Source organism: Nocardia higoensis, from assembly GCF_015477835.1.
GTDB lineage: Bacteria > Actinomycetota > Actinomycetes > Mycobacteriales > Mycobacteriaceae > Nocardia > Nocardia higoensis_A.
The window spans coordinates 696,133-715,251 of the sequence record NZ_JADLQN010000002.1 but is presented as its reverse complement, the minus strand read 5'-3'; the positions used below and the strand labels follow the sequence as shown (position 1 = coordinate 715,251).

Sequence of the window (19,119 nt, the reverse complement as noted above, 5' to 3'; positions counted from 1 at the left end):
CGGGGGCCTCACCGCGCGGGGAGGGGGGCTTGTGCGGACACTGTGACGGTTACCGGCAAGTAGCTTTCGCGTGATTCAGCACACATCGTCCATGATGGCACCCAGGGGTGGATTTCGGCCGTGAACCGATTGCCCGTTACCATGACGATCAGGTCATGAGCGCCAGCGTCAAGCCCCGGCTCGCTGGTCGGCAACCCTCCAGCCCGCGGTGGGGTGCTCCGGGTGATGACCGGGTTCCCGAAGGACGGGAGCAAACGCCGGCAGGAGGTCGCACGAGATGAGCGAGTGGTCCACGTGACCGTGCGCACCGACCGCCAGCCCTGCCCGCCCGCCACCGGGGTCGCGCTGTTGCCACCCCCGGACGGCTCCCTCGGCGTGATCCCCATCGGTGATCTCACGCTCGAGAGCGGCTCCGTGGTGCCCGACGTGCGGTTGGCCGTACAACGCTGGGGTGAACTCTCCCCCGCTCTCGACAACGTCGTGCTCGTCGAACACGCGCTCACCGGCGATTCCCACGTCGTCGGCAATCCCGACGCCATCCACAAGCTGCCCGGCTGGTGGGACGGCATGGTGGGTCCGGGCGCGCCGATGGACACCGGCGAGTGGTGCGTCGTCGCCACCAATGTGCTCGGCGGCTGCCAGGGCAGCACCGGCCCCTCCTCCATCGCTCCCGACGGCAAGCCGTGGGGTTCGCGCTTCCCCGCCATTTCCATCCGCGACCAGGTGAGCGCCGAGATCGCGCTGCTGGATCTGCTGGGCATCGAGCGCCTGGCCTCCGTCGTCGGCGGCTCGATGGGCGGCATGCGCGTGCTCGAGTGGATGGTCGGGGCTCCCGAACGCGTCGCCTCCGCGCTGGTCCTGGCCGTCGGGGCGCGCGCCACCGCCGATCAGATCGGCACCCAGACCACCCAGATCACGGCGATCACCTCCGATCCGGACTGGCAGGGTGGCGATTACCACGGCACCGGCCGCGCCCCGCTGACCGGGATGGGCATCGCCCGCCGCATCGCGCACCTGACCTACCGCACCGAGGGGGAACTCGACTCCCGCTTCGCCAACAACGCCCAGGACGGCGAGGACCCCTACGACGGCGGCCGCTGGGCGGTGCAGAGCTACCTCGACCACCAGGCCGCGAAACTGGCGAAGCGCTTCGATCCGGCCACCTACGTGCTGCTCACCGAGGCCATGAACCGCCACGACGTCGGCCGCGGACGCGGCGGCATCGAAGCGGCCCTCGCCGCCACCCCCGTGCCGTGCGTGGTCGGCGGCGTCGACTCCGACCGCCTGTACCCGCTGCACACCCAGCAGGAGCTCGCCGACCTGCTGCCCGGCTGCGACGGCCTCGAGGTCGTGCTCTCCCGTGACGGTCACGACGGTTTCCTCACCGAGACCGAAGCCGTCGGCGAACTGCTCGTCGAGACGATGCGATTGGCCCGCGCCAACCGCTGAACCCCTACCGGCCGCCGATCAGCCCACGCCGAGTGTGTTGATGGTCACCGCGAGGAACACGATCGACGAGCCGAGCAAGGTCAGCGCCCCCACGTCGAACGGCTTGCTACGCACCGCCAGCAACCCCACCCGCGCGGTCGGCAGGACCAACCGCAACGCCGCCCCCAGCAATGCCGCCCCGCCGAAGATCAGCGCCCCGCGCCGCCACCGATCCGAGGCCACGAACACCACCGCCACCAGCACCACGAGCACCACCGCCACCATCGGCAGATTCCGGCGCAGGAACCGCCCGGCCCGGCCGCCCTGGGATTCGGTGGAAGCGTCGACGTCCATCACGCCGCAGATTCTTCCAGACGAGGCCGTGCCCCCGGCATCAGCGCAGCACCGGCCCGCGCGCACCGCTGGTCCCCCACCATTCCCGATCGCTCGAAAACCCTTGTCCGCCAGGCGATCGCTTCCCCCGGAATCATGGGCACGCCGCCGGTCCTGGCATTCTCGCGTCATGACCCGGCAACGGAAACCTGCCCGCGGGGCAGATGCACGTGCGCGGCGCCTGCGCCTGGGAACGCCCCACCGGCGACCCCCGCCAGGGCTACACCGCCATGACCGACATCATCACCGTCGAGGTGATCGGCAAGCCCGCGACGGGCAGCTTCGGCTGACCCGGCACCAGGCGATCCCGGCGATCCCGCGGTGGTGGCGCCTGATTGACTTGGACGGTGTTCCATCTGATGTTCCACGAGCCGTGCATTCCGCCGAACACCGGCAACGCGATCCGGATGGTGGCCGGGACCGGGTGCGCACTGCACCTGATCGAGCCGCTGGGCTTCGACCTGTCGGAGGCCAAGCTGCGGCGGGCCGGGTTGGATTACCACGATCTGGCGAGTGTGACCGTGCACGCGAGCCTGGCGGCGGCGTGGGCGGCGCTGACGCCGCGGCGAGTGTTCGCGTTCACCACATCAGGCACCTCCCGGTACACCGATATCGCCTACGAGGCGGGCGATGTGCTGTTGTTCGGGACCGAACCGACGGGCCTGCCCGAGGCGGTGCTGGCCGATCCGCACATCACCGAGCAGGTGCGGATTCCGATGCTGCCGGGGCGGCGGTCGATGAACTTGTCCAATGCCGCCGCGGTCACGGTATACGAGGCGTGGCGGCAGCACGGATTTCCCGGCGCGGTCTGAGGGCGCTCGGCTAGTCGTCGATCTCGAAGCGCTTGTAGCGCGAGGTCGCTCCCGCGGTGAGCCGGACGGACGAGCGGGAGACGCCGAAGTGGGCCGCCAGCAGTTCGACGGCGGCCTTGTTGGCCTTGCCCTCGACAGCGGGCGCGCGGACGTAGAGGGTCAGCGTGCCGTCTTCGGCGGTCTCGACGAGCGGGCCCTTACGGCTGTTCGGTTTGATCGTCGCGCGCACCACGGTCGGTGGCACCGGAACCTCCTGTCCTTTCGGTCTCCTCGGCGGTGGAGACCGATTCACCGGCCGCCGGAACCGACGGCGCCGGGTTCTCGGTCCCGGCGGCGGGCCGGTGCGCGGCGGGGCGGGGACGGCGGGCCACCCAGCGCACCAACCAGAGCGCCCCGCCGAGCACAGCCAGGAATCCCAGCCACGGAATCGCCTTGCCGACGAAGACGATCGCGTCCTGCAGCCAGTCGATCAGCGAATTCCAGCCCGCCACCAGGCCGTCGAGGAAGTTGTCGGGGCCGTCGCCGCCGGAACCGTTGTCGGGTGCGGTGATCGAGATGGTGAGGGTGGACAACGCGACCTGGTCGTCGAGGCGACGCTGCTGGGCGGTGAGGCTGTCGAGTTCACCCTGGCGGCTGCCGAGCGCTTCTTCGGCGTCGATCAGGTCGGCGGTGCTGCTCGCGGTCGCGATCAACGCGCGCAGGCGGTCGACGGAAGCCTGCAGTGCCTTGATCCTGGCGTCGAGATCCTCCCACTGCATGGTCACGTCGTCGCGGTTGGTGCTGACCCGGGTGACCTCGCCGACGCCGCCCAGACCGTCGACGAAGGCGTCGGTGCGGTCGGCGGGAACCCGAACGGTGAGCGTGGCCGAGGGGTCGGTGTCGTCGGTGCCGGGCTGTTCGGTGCGGCTGTCGATCCGGCCGTCCACGGCACGCACCTGTTCGGCGACCCGGCCCGCGGCGGCGACCGGGTCGGCGGAGGTGATGTCGACGCTGCCGGTGATCACTTCCTTGCGTTCCACCGTGGCACCGGGGGCGCTGTCGGTCGGCGACGGAGCCTGCTCACGCAGGCCGGGGGAAATCGCGGGCGCGGCGGTGCCCATGTCCGATCGGGATGGCCCGCCACCACCGCCCTGGTCACTACCGCAGGAGACGAGCAGTACCGAACCGAGCAGGACGACACACAGGGCCGCGAGCTTGCGCATGCAAGCAGCGTAGCCGCCGGATCGCGAAAGCCGAATCGATCGAGCGCCGCACCCGCGGCCGATACTCCGGAGCACAGATTCGGCACGGCGCGCAACGACCATCGGCTTCGGTGCGCGACGGCAATTCATGTCGGGGTGGACAACGATTCACGCCGGGGCGCGACGACGACTCGCGCGGGGGGCGCAACAAGCGCAGCGAAGCGGGGGCTGGTCAGGCCCCCCGTTCGATCGCCCGCAACCGAACCGTCGGTGACCCTCGGTGACTCAGCAACCGCCGCAGCAATGGTGGTACGCGCGGTTCGTGACGTGCCGACCAGGTGCGCAGTGCCGCGGACAGCGCCGGGCCGTAGCCGATGGCGACGGCGTAGCGATCGGCCGCCGACTCGGCCTCGCGCGAATACGCCGCGCGCGCCAACGGTTCGACGGCCAGCATCACCGCGAGGACGACGATGCCGGGCAAGGCCAGCCGGTGCCCGAAGATCAGCAACAGCGCGGGCAACAGCAGTGAGGTGAGCACGACGCGCACCGGCGTGGCGTAGGCGCCCAGCACGTCGAGCGGCTTACCGAGCAGTCCGAACAGTCGCCACAGCACCGTTCCCGGCCAAGCGCACCACTCCCGGCACAGCCGCAACCGCGGGTCCGCGCCCGCGTGCTGACCGAGCGACTGGGCGAGCAGCGCCCGGATCTGCGCCGGCGGCAGATGCTCGAGCGCCCAGGTGGTGACGGCCAGAGCACGGACGGGGGCGGCGTGCGCGCTGACCCGGTCGGTGTCCTGCACCCAGAGCGGATAGTGCTCGCCGGGCACGCCGGAATCCGCGGCCACGGTGCGCCATTCGCGGTCGAGCCGCAGGGCTTCGGCGGTGTCGGGGCGGCGGTAGTCGTGCAGGATCGTGGCGACCTTCTCCCGTTCCGGCGCGTACCAGGCGACCCAGACCAGCACGACCCCGTACAGCAGCCACGCACCGCCCACCGCCAGCACGGCCCAGGAGCCCCACAGGGCGCCCGCCGTACCCGCGATCAGCAGGCTGAGCAGGACGGTCGGCAGCGTCAACACCGACGCGACGATCACAGACACGAGGGATCATCGTACGGACCGCCGCACCCGGTGAGCACCGACTCGGCATTCGGCGTCAACGGAAGTCGCGCGAGGTCGAAGCCGTGCCGAGCCGCAGCTGTTGCACGTGGTCGGCGAGCACGCTGACCGCGCCTTCGGCGTTGCGCACCCGCCCACGTATCAGCAGCGCCGAAGCCCCTTGCGTCAGAGCGCGATAGCGCTTCCACAGCCCGGGCGAGCAGACGACGTTCACCATCCCGGTCTCGTCCTCCAGGTTGAGGAAGGTGACCCCGCCCGCGGTCGCCGGGCGCTGCCGATGAGTGACCGCGCCGCCGACCAGGACGCGGGAGCCGTCGGGGACATCGAGCAATCCGGCGGCCGGGACCACCCCGAGTTCGTTCATCCGCGCCCGCAGGAACTCGGTCGGGTAGCTGCCGGGCGAGACACCCGTGGCCCACACGTCGGCGGCGGCCATTTCCAGCGCGCTCATGCCGGGTAGGGCGGGTGCGACGGTGGCCGCGCCGGTGCCGGGCAGGCGGTTCGCACGCTCGCCCGCCGCCGCGCCCGCCGCCCACAGCGCTTCCCGCCTGCTGATGCCGAGACTGCCGAGCGCGCCCGCGGTAGCCAGCGATTCCGCTTGCGCGACGGTGAGTTCCACGCGGCCGGTGAGGTCGAGGAACGAGGTGTAGGGACCGGCGGCCCGCGCCGCGACGATCCGTTCGGCCAGGTCGGTGCCGAGGTGACGGACCGCGGCCAGCCCCAGCCTGACCTCGGTGCCCTCGGCCTCCAGATCCGCCTCGGCGCGACTGGCGTTGACATCGGGACCGTGCACCCGGACGCCGTGCCTGCGCGCGTCGGCGACCAGCGACTGCGGGGAGTAGAAACCCATCGGCTGCGCGCGCAGCAACCCGGCGCAGAACGCGGCGGGATGGTGCAGCTTGAACCAGGCCGAATAGAACACCAGCGCCGCGAAGCTCTGCGAATGACTTTCCGGGAAGCCGAAATCGGCGAAGGCGTAGAGCTTGTCGTAGATCCGGTCGGCGACCGCGCCGGTGATGCCGTGCAGGTCGGCCATGCCTTGATAGAGGCGGTCCTTCAGACGGCGCATCCGTTCGGGCGAGCGCTTGGATCCCATCGCGCGGCGCAACTGGTCGGCCTCGGCGGCACTGAAGCCGGCGATGTCGACGGCCATCTGCATGAGCTGTTCCTGGAACAGCGGCACGCCGAGCGTGCGCCCGAGCGAATTCGCCAGGGCCGGATGCTCGTAGGTCACCTCCTCGGTACCGTTGCGACGGCGGATGTAGGGGTGCACCGAGCCGCCCTGGATGGGGCCGGGGCGGATCAGCGCGACCTCGACCACCAGGTCGTAGAACTCGCGCGGCTTCAACCGGGGCAGGGTCGCCATCTGCGCGCGCGACTCGACCTGGAACACCCCGACCGAGTCCGCGCGCGAGAGCATCTCGTACACGGCGGGCTCGGTCAGATCGAGTTCGTGCAGCCGCACCTCGATGCCTTCGTGCTCGCGCACCAGGTCGATCATGTAGTGCAGCGCCGAGAGCATGCCGAGTCCGAGCAGGTCGAATTTCACCAGTCCCACGGCCGCGCAGTCGTCCTTGTCCCACTGCAGGACACTGCGGCCGGGCATGCGCGCCCACTCCACCGGGCAGACATCGGCGATGGGCCGGTCACAGATCACCATGCCGCCGGAGTGGATGCCCAGGTGGCGTGGCAGCCCCTCGATGTCGGCGGCCAGGCGCAGTACCTGTTCGGGGATGTCGGTGCCGGTCTCGGCGCCCACCCCGTGCCAGCGGCTGACCTGCTTGCTCCAGGCGTCCTGCAGGCCGGGCGGGAAGCCGAGTGCCTTGGCCGCGTCGCGCACCGCCGACTTGCCCCGGTAGGTGATCACATTCGCCACCTGCGCGGCGTATTCGCGCCCGTAGCGCGCGTAGACGTGCTGGATCACCTCCTCCCGGCGATCGGATTCGATGTCGACGTCGATATCCGGCGGTCCGTCACGTTCCGGGGAGAGGAAGCGTTCGAACAGCAACTCGTTGGCGACCGGGTCGACATTGGTGATGCCCAGTGCGAAGCAGACCGCGGAGTTGGCGGCCGACCCCCGGCCCTGGCACAGGATGGTGTGGCGTTCACAGAAGCCGACGATGTCGTGCACGACCAGGAAGTAGCCCGGGAAGCCCAGGGTGGTGATGACGTCGAGTTCGTGTTCGATCTGCCGGTAGGCGGGCGGGTTGGTGTGCGGGGGACCGTAGCGGCGGGCCGCGCCGCGCATGGTCAGCTCGCGCAGCCAGGAGTTCTCGTCGTGCCCCTCGGGCACCTCGAACGGTGGCAGCTGCGGGGCGATCAGACGCAGGTCGAAAGCGCATTCGCGGGCGAGCGCGGCGGCTTGCGCGACCGCGCGCGGGCATTGCGCGAACAGCCGGGCCATCTCCGCGCCGGACCGCAGGTGCGCGCCGCCGGTGGGCGCCAGCCAGCCCGCCGCCTCGTCCAGACTGCGCCGGGCCCGGACCGCCGCCAGCGCCATCGCCCGGTGCCGTTGGTCCGGGCCGGCGAAATGCGCTCCGGTGGTGGCCAGGACCGGCAGGCCGAGGCGGTCGGCGAGCGCGATGAGCAGGGCGTTGCGTTCGTCGTCCTCGGGGATGCCGTGGTGGGTGAGTTCCACGCTCACCCGATCCGGGCCGAACCGGTCGAGGAGATCACGCAGCGCCGCCTCGGCTCGGGGCAGACCGGTGTCGGCGGCGGCCAGGTCGGCGGCGAGCGCGGAACGCAGGTGGCCTTTGCGGCAACCGGTCAGGATGTGCCAGTGCCCGCCCGCCGCGGCGGTGAGCCGGTCGTAGTCGTAGCGGAGGATGCCTTTCTCTCCCGCCGCCAGGTGCGCGGCGGCGATCTCCCGCGAGAGTCGGCGATAGCCTTCCTGGCCTCGAGCCAGGACCAGCAGATGTGGGCCGGGCGGGTCCGGGTCGCCGGTGCGGGGCGCGGAGTCCGGCGCCGAGGGAGACACCCTGGACCCGGGAAGCTTCACTCCGGCCGCACCGGGGGGCCACGCTGCCCCATGAGGAAGTCCCGTGCCGGAGGACGGGTGGGCGCCGAGCGACAGTTCGGCGCCGAAAACCGTGGCGATACCCCACTCCTGGGCCGCTTCGGCGAAGCGCACGGTGCCGTGGAAACCGTCGTGGTCGGTCAGGGCGATGGCCTCCAGGCCGAGCCGCACCGCCTCCTCGACCATCTCCTCCGGCGTGCTCGCGCCGTCGAGGAAGCTGTACGCCGAATGCGCGTGCAGTTCGGCGTAGGCGACAGCGGGGCTTGCGCCGGCGGGGATCGGCGCGGGCCGGTAGGGCTCGCGGTGGTGGGACCAGGCCGGGCTGTCCCCGCCGTCGCCCGGGGTGTCGGCGACACGTCTGCCGGGGCGCCCGGAGAGCACCCGTTCCAGCTCCGACCACGAGGGCGGGCCGGAGTCCCAGGCCACGGCCGCGCTCCTAGGCGCTGCGCAGGCGCTGGGTCGCGCCCGCGTGCACGGCGTCCTCGACCCGGTCCAGGCCGGTGCGGATCAGCTCGCCGTAGGCGTCCTCGGCGAGGATGCACAGGTGGCCTCGGGCGATCGCCAGTTGCATGCGGGCGGCGTCGAAATCCCCGACCCGGCGATGGCTGTCGGCCAGGTTCAGATACAGCGAGGGCAGGAAGCAGCGCATCCCCTCGTCCAGGGCGACGCCCGGGCTGAAGATCGCGGCCAGAGCGCGCTGATCCCAGGCCAGTGCCTCGAAGTCGTCGTCCTGGAGGACGGCCAGATGATGGGCGACCACGCAGCGTTGCAGCGGCGCCGCGACGGGATCGAGCTCGTCCCACAGCGCCCCGAGCGTCTTGCGCGCCGCCTCCGGGTTATCGCTGCCGAGCCGCACCGCGGCAAAGATGTCCGCCATCCGATCGTCCGCCATGCGCACGAGTATCGCACATATGTTCGAAGGTTTCGAGCCGCATTCGACAGCATTCCCCCACCGGTTTTCCGAGGCGGCGGCAATCGAACAGCAAGCTCACCCGGCCGACCTCCCAGCGGCCGGAATCCCGCCCGGCCGGGCAGGCGGCGGCAGAATGTAGGGAGGGCGAACCTCTTGGCGCCGAACTTACTATGAAGTAAGTTCTAGCTCGGCGGGCAGCCGTTCCGGCGCCCCACCCGTTCATCGAGGAGCGATCATGGTCCCAGCTGCGCAGCACCGTCGAGAACTCGCGGGCAGGCATGTGCTGATCACGGGCGCCTCCTCCGGTATCGGCAGGGCCGCCGCGGTGATGATCGCCGCGCACGGCGCCACCGTCTTCCTGCTGGCCCGCCGAGGCGAGGAACTGGACGCTGTCGTCGAGGAGATCCGCGCGGCCGGTGGCCTCGCCTACGGCTACCAGTGCGATATCACCGACGACGAATCCGTCGAGCACACCATGAAGGCCATCCTCGACGAGCACGAACGTGTCGACATGCTGGTCAACAACGCCGGACGCAGCATCCGCCGCGCCATCCACCGCTCCACCGACCGCCTGCACGACTACGAGCGCACGATGGCGGTCAACTACTTCGGCGCGCTGCGGGTGACCTTCGCCGTGCTGCCGGGCATGCGCGAACGCCGGTTCGGTCACATCGTGCAGATCAGCAGCGCGGGCGTCCAGGCCACCACGCCGCGGTTCTCGGCGTATCTGGCCAGCAAGGCCGCGCTGGACAAGTTCACCGAGGTGGCGGCGGTGGAGACGATGGCCGACGGGGTCACCTTCACCACCATCCACATGCCGCTGGTCCGCACGCCGATGATCGCCCCGACCGGACGGCAGGGACCGTCCCATTCGCCGGAATGGGCGGCCGCGCTCATCGTGCGCGCCCTGGCGGAGCGGCCTCGCCGCATCGACGTACCGATCGGCACCCTCGCCGAGTTCGGGGCGTTGTTCACCCCGAAGCTGCGCGATTTCGTCCTGCACCGGTACTACCGCGCGCTTCCCGACTCCCCCGCCGCCAAGGGCGTCGTCGCCGACAGTGAGCCGCAGGCCGAGATCCCCGCTGCCCTCCGCCCGGCCCGCCGGTCCCGTCCGGGCGGCCGTTCCCGCGCTCGCCGGGTCACCGGCACCGCATTGCGCCGGGCGGTCAATCTGGTCCCCGGCGTCTACTGGTGAGCCTGCTCCGGTCCGCGAAGGGACACCGGCACCGCTACGGTGGGGTGTCCGAGTGCACCGCTCCACCGGGAGGCGTCTTGCGGATCGTCGTTCGCGTACTGGCCGTCGTGGTCGCCCTGCTCTGCGGGATCGCGCCGACGGCGCTCGCCGCGCCGGAACCCGCCATCGACGAGACCACCGCCCGCCGCATCGACGAACTGCTCGCCGTGCGCGCGGCCTCGGCGGACCTGCCCAGAGGTGAACTGCTCGAAGCGCTGTCGCGACCGCTGCTCGGTACCCCCTACGGCGCGAACATGCTGATCGGCTCGGCCACCGAACCCGAACAGCTGGTGATCGACCTGCGCCGGGTGGACTGCTTCACCTACCTCGATTACGTGGAAGCGCTCAGCCGAGCGAGCGATCGCGACGAGTTCGTGCGCGCCCTCGTCGACACTCGCTACACCGGCGGGCAGGTCGAATTCACCCGCCGCAAGCACTTCTTCACCGACTGGGCGCACACCGACCGGATCGCCGCGACCGACATCACCGCCACCCTGAGCCCGAACGCGGTGACCGTCACCGAGCACCTCAACGCCAAGGCCGACGGCGGCCTCTACCTGCCGGGCCTGCCCGTCGTCGAACGCGACCTGACCTACATCCCCTCCGGCGCCGTCGACCGAGACGTCCTCGCCGGCCTGCGCACCGGCGACTACCTCGGCGCCTACGCCGACACCCCGGGCCTGGACGTCACCCACGTCGGCCTCGTCGTCCGCACCCCCGACGGCGGCCTCTTCTTCCGCAACGCCTCGTCACTGGCCGCGAACAACGCGGTGGTCGACAGTCCGCTGAGCGATTACCTCGCCACCGTCCCCGGCATCATCGTCCTACGCCCCCGCTGATCTCGTCGCGCACCACCGATTCGACGGCGAGAGTCCGGCCCGGGGGGCGGCGTGGGTCGGGCAGGCAGTACTCGGCCTGTTCGCGCACCGATGCCCGGACGGCGAAGTCCATCACCGGCGTGTTGCCCGGGTTGTGGCGCGACGCCGACCGGGACAGCTGATGCGACACAATAGGTCCGGTCCCACGGTGTCGGCATCTCTTCCCCCCCGATTCGTCGCCACTGGTGCGCGGCACTGCCGTGGACGGTCCCGGCACGACCGTACCGCGCTGTTCTTCCGCTTCAGTCCGGCACGGGCAGTTCGTCGACGGTGTCCGCGACGAGGGAGGTGACCGGTTTGGGCGCGGCATCGCAGCTCGCCTGACGCGGTGCGTGGGCGACCGATCGCACGGCGACCCGCCACCTGCGACCGTCACGATGCGAGACAATCGCCGCCCCCGCGTATCCGGCTCGGGAGGCGGCGGGAGCGTCCGGCTCGGCCTCGACGGTGAAGTCGTCGACACCGGCGCGGAGGCGTTCCCGCACAGCGAGTTCGGCGACCTGTTCGATCGGTGCGTGACCGCTGCGCCCCCGCAACCCGGCCGTGGACACCGTCCCGCGATCCGCGGCCTCCACCGCCGCCGCGGCCGATTCCGCGTCCACCCGCCCGTAGGTCAGACCGCTGGGCAGCAGCACCATCGCGGGCGCGAACCGGTGACCGCCGGTGTGCGAGCACTCCCACACCCGATCGGGATGTGCCGCGGCCAGACTCGCGGCGATCGGACGGCCGAGGCGCGCGCAACACCGATCGCGCTTGCCGTGCGCGCACACCAGGACCGGTCCCTCGGTCACCGGCTCCCCGATGCCGGGCGGCGGTCCACGGAACACCGACAGGTCGATGTCGAGCAGATCGTCGAGGTCGTCGATGCGCAGGCGTTCACACCACGACCCGGCCGGATGCGAGGCGGCCAGCAGGACGGTGCGAGCGCCGGTGAACTCGTGACGGCCGGGACGGCGGATCAGGGTCGGGCGGACCTTCGAGCCGGAGGAGGCCGCCGCCGAGGTGCGTGCCGCGAGTTCGGCGGTGATGCGCGCGCCGAGCACCTCGTCGCCGAGGACATCGCGGCCCCACGCGCCCGGCTGCTCCACGCACAACCATCCGTCGACCCGCGTGGCGGTGCCCGGCAACGGCACCCGCGCCGAGGCCGTCGAGCAGGGCAGCCCCGCGAAATCGCCCATGGTCACGCCGCCGAGCCGGCCAGGAACGGCAGCACGACCTCGGAGAATTCCCGGTGCCGGTCACGGTGGATACTGTGCCCGCAGGTGAAGGCGGTGACCGTGCAGTCCGGCACCTCCTCGATCAGCATCGCCAGGCGCGCGGGGTCCACCATGCCGCCCCGGCCGCCGCGCAGCACCAGGGTCGGCGCGGTGATGCCGCACAGCCGTTCCCACCACTGCGGATTCGGCTTGTGGAACTGTTCGAGCGCGGTCGCGGTCATCGCCCGGTCGAACGCCCACACCGTGTGGGGACGGCGGGCGAGGCTCGAGGTCGCGTGCCACAGTTCGGCGGCGGTGGGCAGGCGGCGGGTCGTCGACAACCGCTCGTCGCCGGAACGCAACGGCAGCGGGCATTCCTCGAGCACCAGCCTGCCCACCAGTCCCGGACGTTCCTGGGCCACGCAGGAGACCGCGTACCCGCCCAGCGAATGTCCCACCAGATCGACCCTGTCCAGCTCGAGGTGGTCGCACAGCGCCGTCAGGTCGGCGCCGAACTCGTCGAAACCGTAGGTGGCGGCGCGCGCGCTGCGGCCGTGACCGCGCAGATCCGGGACGATCACCCGGCGGCCCGCGACGAGCAGACGGCGAGCGAAACGGTCCCAGGTGTGGCCGTCGCCGCCCATGCCGTGCACCAGCATCACGGGCGCGCCCGCGGAAGGACCCGAGTCGCGATAGGCGATGCGGACGCCGCCTGCGGTCAGGTGGGCAAGCGTCGAGTTCACGAGTGAAGTTTACGGGGCTCACCGCGCACCGCCCCCGGAGCCGGCGTACCACCCACGCCGGAGGCACACCCCCGGCAGCTAGCCGTACACGCCCTCGGCCCGCCACACACCCTCGCGGCATATCAACAACAGCACCCGCTCGTCCTCGCCGGGGGCGCTGATGCCGACCTGCGCTCGGGCGACGAGTGCCGATCCCCCGCCCCACCAGTGGTCGTCCACCGGCCACGGCCCGGCCCAGCCGGTCAGCCGCCAGCCGCGGGTGCCCCAGGACAGCCGGACCGGATCGGCGGAGAACAGCCCGCGGGCGGTGACCTCGACAGGAGCGCCGTCGGCGTCGAGCAGTCGCACCTCGGGGCGATCCACCAGCAGGACCGAGGGGGCCGGTTCGGGCAGCCGCCCCGGCCACGGCTGTCCGGGATCGGCCTCGGGCACCCGTTCGTCGCCCAGCGCGACCAGCGTGACGCGCTCGCCCGGCCCCCGCCCGCCGCTGAGCACACCGACCCGCACGGCCTCCCCGCCGAGCAATCCCTGCACCCGGACCAGGGCGCGCCTGGCCCGTTCGTCCTCCTCCCCCGTGCCGCCCCACAGCCCCAGCTGCAGCGCGGCCGCCCGCACCACCTCCACCGGTACCAACCGCAGTGCGGTGAGCGGGGCGGCCCGGCGACCGGGGCGGGTCAGCCAGCCGTCGAGCTGCCAGCGCACCCGATCGGCGGTGTCGGCCGGGGTGAGCGGCCGGGCGCACCGCCAGATCCGGGAAAGCTGTTCGCCCGCCTCGGTTTCGGCGATCACCTCGAGCCGGGTGCAGGCCAGCGACGCCGCGGCCAGCCCGGCATGGAGCTCGGTGGCGAGCAGCCTGCCCGCGAAGGCCGCGGCATCGACCCGGTCGATCGGCGGATCACAGCGCCGCTCCACCGCCAGTTCGGGCGGGGGTGTGCGCGCGGCGGGCGGGCGTTCCGGGACGGCGCGGGCACACCGATGCGCCAGTACGGCGTCGGCGCCGAAGCGGGAACCGACCTCGGCCGGACGCAACGCCGCGAAATCACCCACTCTGCGCAATCCGAGCCGGTGCAGCAGATCGACCAGTTCGGACCGGTCCGGACCGGCCAGGCTCGGTTCCACCGCCAGTTCGGCGACCGGCAGCGGCGCCAGGAATTCCGCGCCCGTGCCCGGCGCGACCAGCACCCCGCGCCGGGCGGCGAGCACCGCGGTGGACAATTCGTCGGCCGCTCCGGCCTGCGCCTCCACCCCGGCCGCGGCGACCGCGTCCACGATCCGCTCGGCGGCGGCCTCCTCCGACCCGAAGAACCGGGTGGCCCCGCGCGCGCCGAGCACGAGCAGTCCGGGCCGCAGCACCTCGACGCCGGGCACCGTCGCCTCGACCGCCGCGACCACCGGATCGAACAGCCGCGCATCCCGGTCCGGATCGGCCTGCGCCGGATACAGATCCGGGCAGCACACCTGCGCCTCGCGCCGCCGCATGCCGCGCCGCACACCCTCGGCTCGTGCGGTCGCCGAGCACGCCGACACCCGGCCCGCCGTCAGCACCGCCACCGGCCGCGACGCGGGTACCCCGGCCGCGGCCGCCGCGGCGACCGCGGGCCAGTCCTGGCACCACACCGCCAGCACCCGATTCGCCGGCACCCGATTCGTCCGAGCCACCGTCCCGGTCATGCCGACGCACCCGCCAGCTCTCCTGCGGGCCGCACCCCGCGCGGTCGCCGCCTCGGCGGTCGGCGCGTCCGGAGGCCGGTGCTCGCGCCGACTCGCCGCGCATCGGGGACAGGACGACGGTGGGCCCGCACCGCCCCCCGGACGGGCGGCGGACCCACCCACATCCCGGTAGCGCGGTTCACGACACCGCTTCGCGCGCCACGGGCAGGTCGCCGGATGTTCGCTCCCCACCCACCGCGAACCACTCCACGCGACCGCCGTCGGGGCGCAATTCGATTCGTCCGCGACGCGGGGGGCCCGCCCGATGCGCGACCGCCACGTCGAGGCAGAACGAGCGCAGCCTGCCGTGCCCCGCGCCGAGTCCGGCGTATCCGGCGATCCTGGCGTCCACCCGCGCGGTGGCCTCGGGCCAGTGGCCGTCGGTGACCACCAGGGTGGCGCCCTCGGCGCGGGCGCGGGCGGCGATCACCCTGGCCCGGGAAGGCGGCACGCGCGCTCCGCGCAGACCGAGCACGATCAGGTCGATGCCGTCCAGCAGGACCGCGGCGATCTCGACCGGGTCCGGTCCCGGCTCCGGGATCACGGCCAATCTGCCCAGATCGGCACCCATTTCCGCAGCGGCGAGCAGACCGAAACCGGGCAACCCGGCCACGGCGGCGTGCTTGCCGTGCGCGGTCGCCGCGGCCAGCATGCCTGCCAGCAGCGATCGGGCCCCGGTATAGGACACCACCGTTCCCGCGCCGAGCCCGCCGCCGGGAAGCAGATCGGCCAGGGCGGGCGGCACCGGCAGCATCTCGCGCCGCTCCCGCGCCGCGGGCCGCCTGCCGGCCGGTGCATCACCCCGGCTCGGCACGGCTGCCATCCGACGCCGCAACTCGGCCAGCTTCCGCTGCCTGTCGACCTCGTGCAGAGTGTCCGCACCCATCACCAGCACCCACTTTCCCGATGGACCCGCGGCGAAGCCGAGCGATGGACTTCGAGCGCCAGCACCGTTTCAGCTATCGATTGGTATCGAATATACGTTCGAACACCTGAGAACAGAAGGGCGCCCCGGAAGATCACCGCGGCGCCGCTGTCCACGCTCATGCGCGGGCGGTGGGAGCGGGCACGAATCAGGCCGCCTACCACCGAATTCGGCTACCCTGCACACCATGATCGATCGTGCCCGTCCCATCGTCGGCCCCGACTATCTGGTCGCAGGCCGCTACCGTCTCCGCTCCAAACTGGGTGGTGGCGGCATGGGCGCGGTGTGGCTGGCCCACGATCGTCTGCTCGACCGGGAGGTCGCGATCAAGCAGGTGCTCACCACCGCGGGCCTGCCGGAGGCCGAAGCCGCCCGTATCCGCGAGCAGATCGTGCACGAGGGCCGGGTCGCGGCCAAGCTCTCCCACGAGCACGCCATCGCCGTCTACGACGTGGTCCTCGAAGCAGGCGAACCCTGGCTGGTAATGGAGCACTTACCCTCGCGCAGCGTGGCGCGGGCCCTCGGCCTGGTCGACACGCTGCCGGTGCTCGAGGTCGCCCAGATCGGCGCGCAGGTCGCCGACGCGCTGGCCGCGGCGCACGCGGTGGGCATCGTGCATCGCGACATCAAGCCGGGCAACATTCTCGTCGCCGATCGCGGTCCGCGCGTCGGCTACGCCAAACTCAGCGACTTCGGTATCTCACGTGGGGCGGGCGACGCCGCCGACGAGCCGGACGGCGTCATCACCGGCACCCCCGCCTACCTGCCGCCCGAGGTGGCCCGCGGCGCGCAGCCCACCACCGCCAGCGATGTGTTCTCCCTCGGCGCCACCCTCTACACCGCCATCGAGGGGCAGCCACCCTTCGGCATGGACGACGACAGCGACGTGCTGGTGCATCGGGCCGCCATGGCCCAGATCATCCCGCCGCAGCGCACCGGCGAGCTCACCGCCGCGCTGCTGCACATGCTGGAACCGGCCCCGCAGCGCAGGCCGACGATGGCGCAGGCGCGCGACGAGATCCTCGCCGCCGCGTTCGGCCCCGGCACCGCCTCTTACATCATCGGCGCCCCGGTGCGCACCGAGGACGGCACCATTCCGCCCTGGGCCACCCGCAACGGCTCCGTCGGCCTGCGCAGCCCGCATGCGGCACCGCTGCCGCGCCCGCATCGCGGCGCGACCGCACCCCGGGTCCAGCACGGGCGGGCGGGCGCGCCCAAGCAGGCCAATGCCGCCCTGGCGGTCACCATCGGCCTGCTCATCGGGCTGATCATCATCATCGGCGTCATCGTCATCGCCATGTGAGGACCCGCCCACGAGCCCGCCTCAGTCGATGCGACGGCGGTGTGCCCAGCGGGTCAGCGCGTTGCGATTGGACTGCTGGGTCTTACGCAGCACATTGGAGGCGTGCGTCTCGACGGTCTTCACCGAGATGAACAGTGTCTCGGCGATCTCACGGTAGGTGTAGCCGCGCGCCAGCAGGCGCAGCACCTCGAGTTCCCTCGGCGTCAGCGAATCCAGTTCCGGGTCCAGCGGCGGCTCGGGCACCGGCGAACGACCGGTGAAGGAATCCAGCACGAAACCGGCCAGCCGCGGACTGAACACCGCATCGCCGCCGGCCACCCGGCGGATGCCGTCGGCCAACTCCGCACCGGAGATCGTCTTGGTGACATAGCCGCGAGCACCCGCGCGGATCACCGCGATCACATCTTCGGCGGCATCGGACACACTCAGCGCCAGGCACACCGGGCCCTCCTCGATGCCCGAGAGCACCGCCACCCCGCCGCCGTCGGGCATGTGCACGTCCAGCAGCACCACATCGGGGCGGGTGCCCGCGATCCCGGCGATCGCGTCGGCCACCCCGCCCGCCTCACCGACCACCTCCAGATCGGCCTCCCGGCTCAGTTCCGCCCGTACCCCCGATCGGAACACCGCGTGATCGTCGACGAGAAAGACCCGCACGGCCACCTGTTCGTTCTCCTCACCTGTCCGCTTGCCCCGGATTCACTCCGGCCGCACACCATCGGTACCACATTCGGCTAGTGCCCGGCTCCCGAGGCGAATCCCGAATCCGACGCGAACTCGTGCGCAGACGTGGAGCCACGCGGCGATGCCGAACCGGCCGCGGACGAGGAGCCCGCTCCCGCCGACCGATCCGATGCCGGATCGGGTGCAGGCGGGGGGCATGTCGTGGGCGAGGGGCCGGTGACGTCCGGCTGGAACGCGTCCGGCTCGAGTGCGTCACCGACATCGGCCTCGGGCCCGGCTTCACCGGTGTCGCTGCGGGGCATGAAGATGCGGACCTCGGTGCCGCGCCCCGGCGTGGACAGGATCTCCACCCGGCCGCCCCTGCGCTCGATGCGCCCCCGGATGGACTTGGCCAGTCCCTGCCGATCCGCGGACACCGCGGCCGGGTCGAAGCCGTCGCCGCGATCGCGCACGAACACGCTCACCTGATGCGGCTCCACTTCGGCGAACAGGTCGACCGTCGGCACACCGGCGTGTTTGGCGGCATTGACCATCGCCTCCCTGGCCGCGCCGAGCAGCGCGGTGAAGTGCTCCTTGGGCAGGCCGGATCCCGAATCGGCGACATCCATCGTGACGTCGCCGACAGTGACCGGCGTGACCTTCACCCCGTGCTGGTCCTCCACCTCGCCGGCGATGGTGCGCAGGGCCGCGGCGAGACTGGAATGCGCGGGCGCGGCGTCCTCGAACAGCCAGCGCCGCAACTCCCGTTCCTGGCTGCGCGCCAGCCGCACCACCTCGTGCGGATCCTCGGCCTGGCGCTGGATCAGCGCCAGCGTCTGCAGCACCGAATCGTGCAGGTGTGAGGCGATCTCCTCGCGTTCTTCGTTGCGAATCCTGGCGGCGCGCTCGGCGTCGAGCGCCCTGGCCATCCGCAGCCACAGCGGCACGGTCAGCAGCCCGCCGCCGACCAGCGTGACCACCACCGCGATCAGCGCCGACCCCAGCGAGCTCAGGTCGATGCGGGCCAGCACCAGCACACCGAGACCGAGCACCACCAGGGTCGTACCGGCGACGATGCGCGCCCAGGTGATCACCGTCGGCCGGGCGGGCAGGCCGAACAGCGAGCGCGGTCCGTCGGTGTCGTATTCCCGCCACACCAGCGCCGCGCCGACCGCGACGACCACGACCGGCGCGATCACCTTCGCGGCCACTGTGGCGTTCATCAGCCAGGAGATCGCGACGGCCAAGCCGATCCCGAGCATCGCCAGGCCGATCGCCTGCCTGCGCTCGGTGGCCGAGGGCTCCTCCGAGTCGTAGCCGCCGGGGGTGAAGACCCACAACATGCCGTAGGCGACGATGCCCGCACCGGCCAGCGCGGACAGCAGGACGAACACCATCCGGACGGTGAACACGTCCAGCCCGAGGTGGTCGGCCAGACCACCGGCCACACCGCCGACGATCCGCCCACCCGAACGCCGGACCAGGCGCACCGGCGGATTGCCCACGTCGAGCACCGGCGTGGGCCCGTAGCCGCGCGCGGGCCCCGCCGAATCCCCCCAGGCGGGTCCTGCGCCGCGGGCGGCCTCGAACAGGGGACCGGTCGGGTACAT

At 71.9% G+C, this 19,119-nt stretch carries 18 protein-coding genes, 1 pseudogene and 1 riboswitch; of the genes and pseudogenes, 6 read left to right on the top strand and 13 right to left on the bottom strand.

Features of this window, described 5'->3' with window-relative positions:
* Positions 1–151: 151 nt before the first annotated feature.
* Positions 152–263, top strand: a riboswitch (SAM riboswitch).
* A gap of 37 nt (positions 264–300) precedes the next feature.
* Positions 301–1,449, top strand: a complete 1,149-nt coding sequence (gene metX / locus IU449_RS17190) for a homoserine O-acetyltransferase MetX (protein ID WP_416382186.1) — start codon at positions 301–303, stop codon at positions 1,447–1,449.
* Between the two features lie 18 nt (positions 1,450–1,467).
* Here metX and IU449_RS17185 read toward each other — a convergent pair whose 3' ends face one another.
* Positions 1,468–1,782 carry a DUF3017 domain-containing protein gene (locus IU449_RS17185; protein ID WP_195003259.1) on the bottom strand — a complete coding sequence of 105 codons (315 nt, stop codon included), beginning with the start codon at positions 1,780–1,782 and terminating at the stop codon, positions 1,468–1,470.
* A 203-nt stretch (positions 1,783–1,985) separates the two neighbouring features.
* On the opposite strand from IU449_RS17185, the gene IU449_RS29500 reads away from it, so the two are divergent.
* Both IU449_RS29500 and IU449_RS17180 read left to right on the top strand, forming a co-directional pair.
* The gene (locus tag IU449_RS29500; RefSeq protein ID WP_267468342.1) at positions 1,986–2,111 is read left to right on the top strand and encodes a hypothetical protein; all 126 of its coding nucleotides are present in this window, start codon (positions 1,986–1,988) and stop codon (positions 2,109–2,111) included.
* A gap of 57 nt (positions 2,112–2,168) precedes the next feature.
* Positions 2,169–2,633, top strand: a complete 465-nt coding sequence (locus IU449_RS17180) for a tRNA (cytidine(34)-2'-O)-methyltransferase (RefSeq protein ID WP_195003060.1) — start codon at positions 2,169–2,171, stop codon at positions 2,631–2,633.
* A 10-nt stretch (positions 2,634–2,643) separates the two neighbouring features.
* Here IU449_RS17180 and IU449_RS17175 read toward each other — a convergent pair whose 3' ends face one another.
* From IU449_RS17175 to IU449_RS17155, 5 genes are all read right to left on the bottom strand, one after another.
* Positions 2,644–2,877: a DUF167 domain-containing protein gene (locus IU449_RS17175; RefSeq protein WP_324188291.1), complete on the bottom strand. Its 234-nt coding sequence runs from the start codon at positions 2,875–2,877 to the stop codon at positions 2,644–2,646.
* Positions 2,831–3,835: a DUF4349 domain-containing protein gene (locus IU449_RS17170; RefSeq protein ID WP_195003059.1), complete on the bottom strand. Its 1,005-nt coding sequence runs from the start codon at positions 3,833–3,835 to the stop codon at positions 2,831–2,833. Before IU449_RS17170 ends, IU449_RS17175 begins: the two co-directional genes overlap by 47 nt.
* A gap of 211 nt (positions 3,836–4,046) precedes the next feature.
* On the bottom strand, positions 4,047–4,910 hold the full coding sequence (locus tag IU449_RS17165) for a M48 family metalloprotease (protein ID WP_195003058.1): 864 nt from the start codon (positions 4,908–4,910) through the stop codon (positions 4,047–4,049).
* Between the two features lie 55 nt (positions 4,911–4,965).
* Positions 4,966–8,370 (bottom strand): error-prone DNA polymerase, encoded by a 3,405-nt coding sequence (locus tag IU449_RS17160; RefSeq protein WP_195003057.1) that lies wholly within the window; start codon positions 8,368–8,370, stop codon positions 4,966–4,968.
* A gap of 10 nt (positions 8,371–8,380) precedes the next feature.
* Complete coding sequence (locus tag IU449_RS17155) at positions 8,381–8,836, bottom strand: hypothetical protein (protein ID WP_195003056.1); 456 nt, start codon at positions 8,834–8,836, stop codon at positions 8,381–8,383.
* A 286-nt stretch (positions 8,837–9,122) separates the two neighbouring features.
* Between IU449_RS17155 and IU449_RS17150 the strand changes: the two are divergent.
* Positions 9,123–10,052 (top strand): annotated as a pseudogene (locus tag IU449_RS17150) (SDR family NAD(P)-dependent oxidoreductase); the annotation flags it as partial.
* A 77-nt stretch (positions 10,053–10,129) separates the two neighbouring features.
* On the top strand, positions 10,130–10,930 hold the full coding sequence (locus IU449_RS17145; RefSeq protein WP_195003054.1) for a DUF1460 domain-containing protein: 801 nt from the start codon (positions 10,130–10,132) through the stop codon (positions 10,928–10,930).
* Here IU449_RS17145 and IU449_RS17140 read toward each other — a convergent pair.
* The 5 genes from IU449_RS17140 to IU449_RS17120 form a co-directional block, all read right to left on the bottom strand.
* A complete protein-coding gene (locus IU449_RS17140) occupies positions 10,908–11,099 on the bottom strand; it encodes a hypothetical protein (protein WP_195003053.1) in 192 nt (63 codons plus the stop codon). The two genes, IU449_RS17145 and IU449_RS17140, sit on opposite strands and share 23 nt — an antisense overlap.
* A gap of 112 nt (positions 11,100–11,211) precedes the next feature.
* Positions 11,212–12,147 carry a sucrase ferredoxin gene (locus IU449_RS17135; RefSeq protein ID WP_195003257.1) on the bottom strand — a complete coding sequence of 312 codons (936 nt, stop codon included), beginning with the start codon at positions 12,145–12,147 and terminating at the stop codon, positions 11,212–11,214.
* Positions 12,148–12,149: 2 nt separating this feature from the next.
* Positions 12,150–12,908, bottom strand: coding sequence for an alpha/beta fold hydrolase (locus tag IU449_RS17130; RefSeq protein WP_195003052.1), 759 nt, complete (start codon positions 12,906–12,908; stop codon positions 12,150–12,152).
* A gap of 78 nt (positions 12,909–12,986) precedes the next feature.
* Positions 12,987–14,579: a Y-family DNA polymerase gene (locus IU449_RS17125; protein ID WP_195003051.1), complete on the bottom strand. Its 1,593-nt coding sequence runs from the start codon at positions 14,577–14,579 to the stop codon at positions 12,987–12,989.
* Positions 14,580–14,757: 178 nt separating this feature from the next.
* The gene (locus IU449_RS17120) at positions 14,758–15,504 is read right to left on the bottom strand and encodes a hypothetical protein (RefSeq protein ID WP_195003050.1); all 747 of its coding nucleotides are present in this window, start codon (positions 15,502–15,504) and stop codon (positions 14,758–14,760) included.
* A 226-nt stretch (positions 15,505–15,730) separates the two neighbouring features.
* Between IU449_RS17120 and IU449_RS17115 the strand changes: the two genes are divergently transcribed.
* Entirely contained in the window at positions 15,731–16,846 is a 1,116-nt protein-coding gene (locus tag IU449_RS17115) for a serine/threonine-protein kinase (protein ID WP_195003049.1), read from the top strand.
* A 21-nt stretch (positions 16,847–16,867) separates the two neighbouring features.
* On the opposite strand, the gene IU449_RS17110 is transcribed toward IU449_RS17115, so the two are convergent.
* Both IU449_RS17110 and IU449_RS17105 read right to left on the bottom strand, forming a co-directional pair.
* Positions 16,868–17,503: a response regulator gene (locus tag IU449_RS17110; protein ID WP_195003256.1), complete on the bottom strand. Its 636-nt coding sequence runs from the start codon at positions 17,501–17,503 to the stop codon at positions 16,868–16,870.
* 77 nt (positions 17,504–17,580) lie between these two features.
* Complete coding sequence (locus IU449_RS17105) at positions 17,581–19,119, bottom strand: ATP-binding protein (RefSeq protein ID WP_228804789.1); 1,539 nt, start codon at positions 19,117–19,119, stop codon at positions 17,581–17,583.

What these genes read in the sequence shown, in the direction of transcription:
- IU449_RS17185 (WP_195003259.1), bottom strand. Translation starts at nt 1,782, where the DNA reads ATGGACGTCGACGCTTCCACCGAATCCCAGGGCGGCCGGGCCGGGCGG.
- IU449_RS29500 (WP_267468342.1), top strand. Translation starts at nt 1,986, where the DNA reads ATGCACGTGCGCGGCGCCTGCGCCTGGGAACGCCCCACCGGCGACCCC.
- IU449_RS17170 (WP_195003059.1), bottom strand. Translation starts at nt 3,835, where the DNA reads ATGCGCAAGCTCGCGGCCCTGTGTGTCGTCCTGCTCGGTTCGGTACTG.
- IU449_RS17155 (WP_195003056.1), bottom strand. Translation starts at nt 8,836, where the DNA reads ATGGCGGACGATCGGATGGCGGACATCTTTGCCGCGGTGCGGCTCGGC.
- IU449_RS17135 (WP_195003257.1), bottom strand. Translation starts at nt 12,147, where the DNA reads ATGGGCGATTTCGCGGGGCTGCCCTGCTCGACGGCCTCGGCGCGGGTG.
- IU449_RS17125 (WP_195003051.1), bottom strand. Translation starts at nt 14,579, where the DNA reads ATGACCGGGACGGTGGCTCGGACGAATCGGGTGCCGGCGAATCGGGTG.
- IU449_RS17120 (WP_195003050.1), bottom strand. Translation starts at nt 15,504, where the DNA reads ATGGGTGCGGACACTCTGCACGAGGTCGACAGGCAGCGGAAGCTGGCC.
- IU449_RS17115 (WP_195003049.1), top strand. Translation starts at nt 15,731, where the DNA reads ATGATCGATCGTGCCCGTCCCATCGTCGGCCCCGACTATCTGGTCGCA.
- IU449_RS17105 (WP_228804789.1), bottom strand. Translation starts at nt 19,119, where the DNA reads ATGTACCCGACCGGTCCCCTGTTCGAGGCCGCCCGCGGCGCAGGACCC.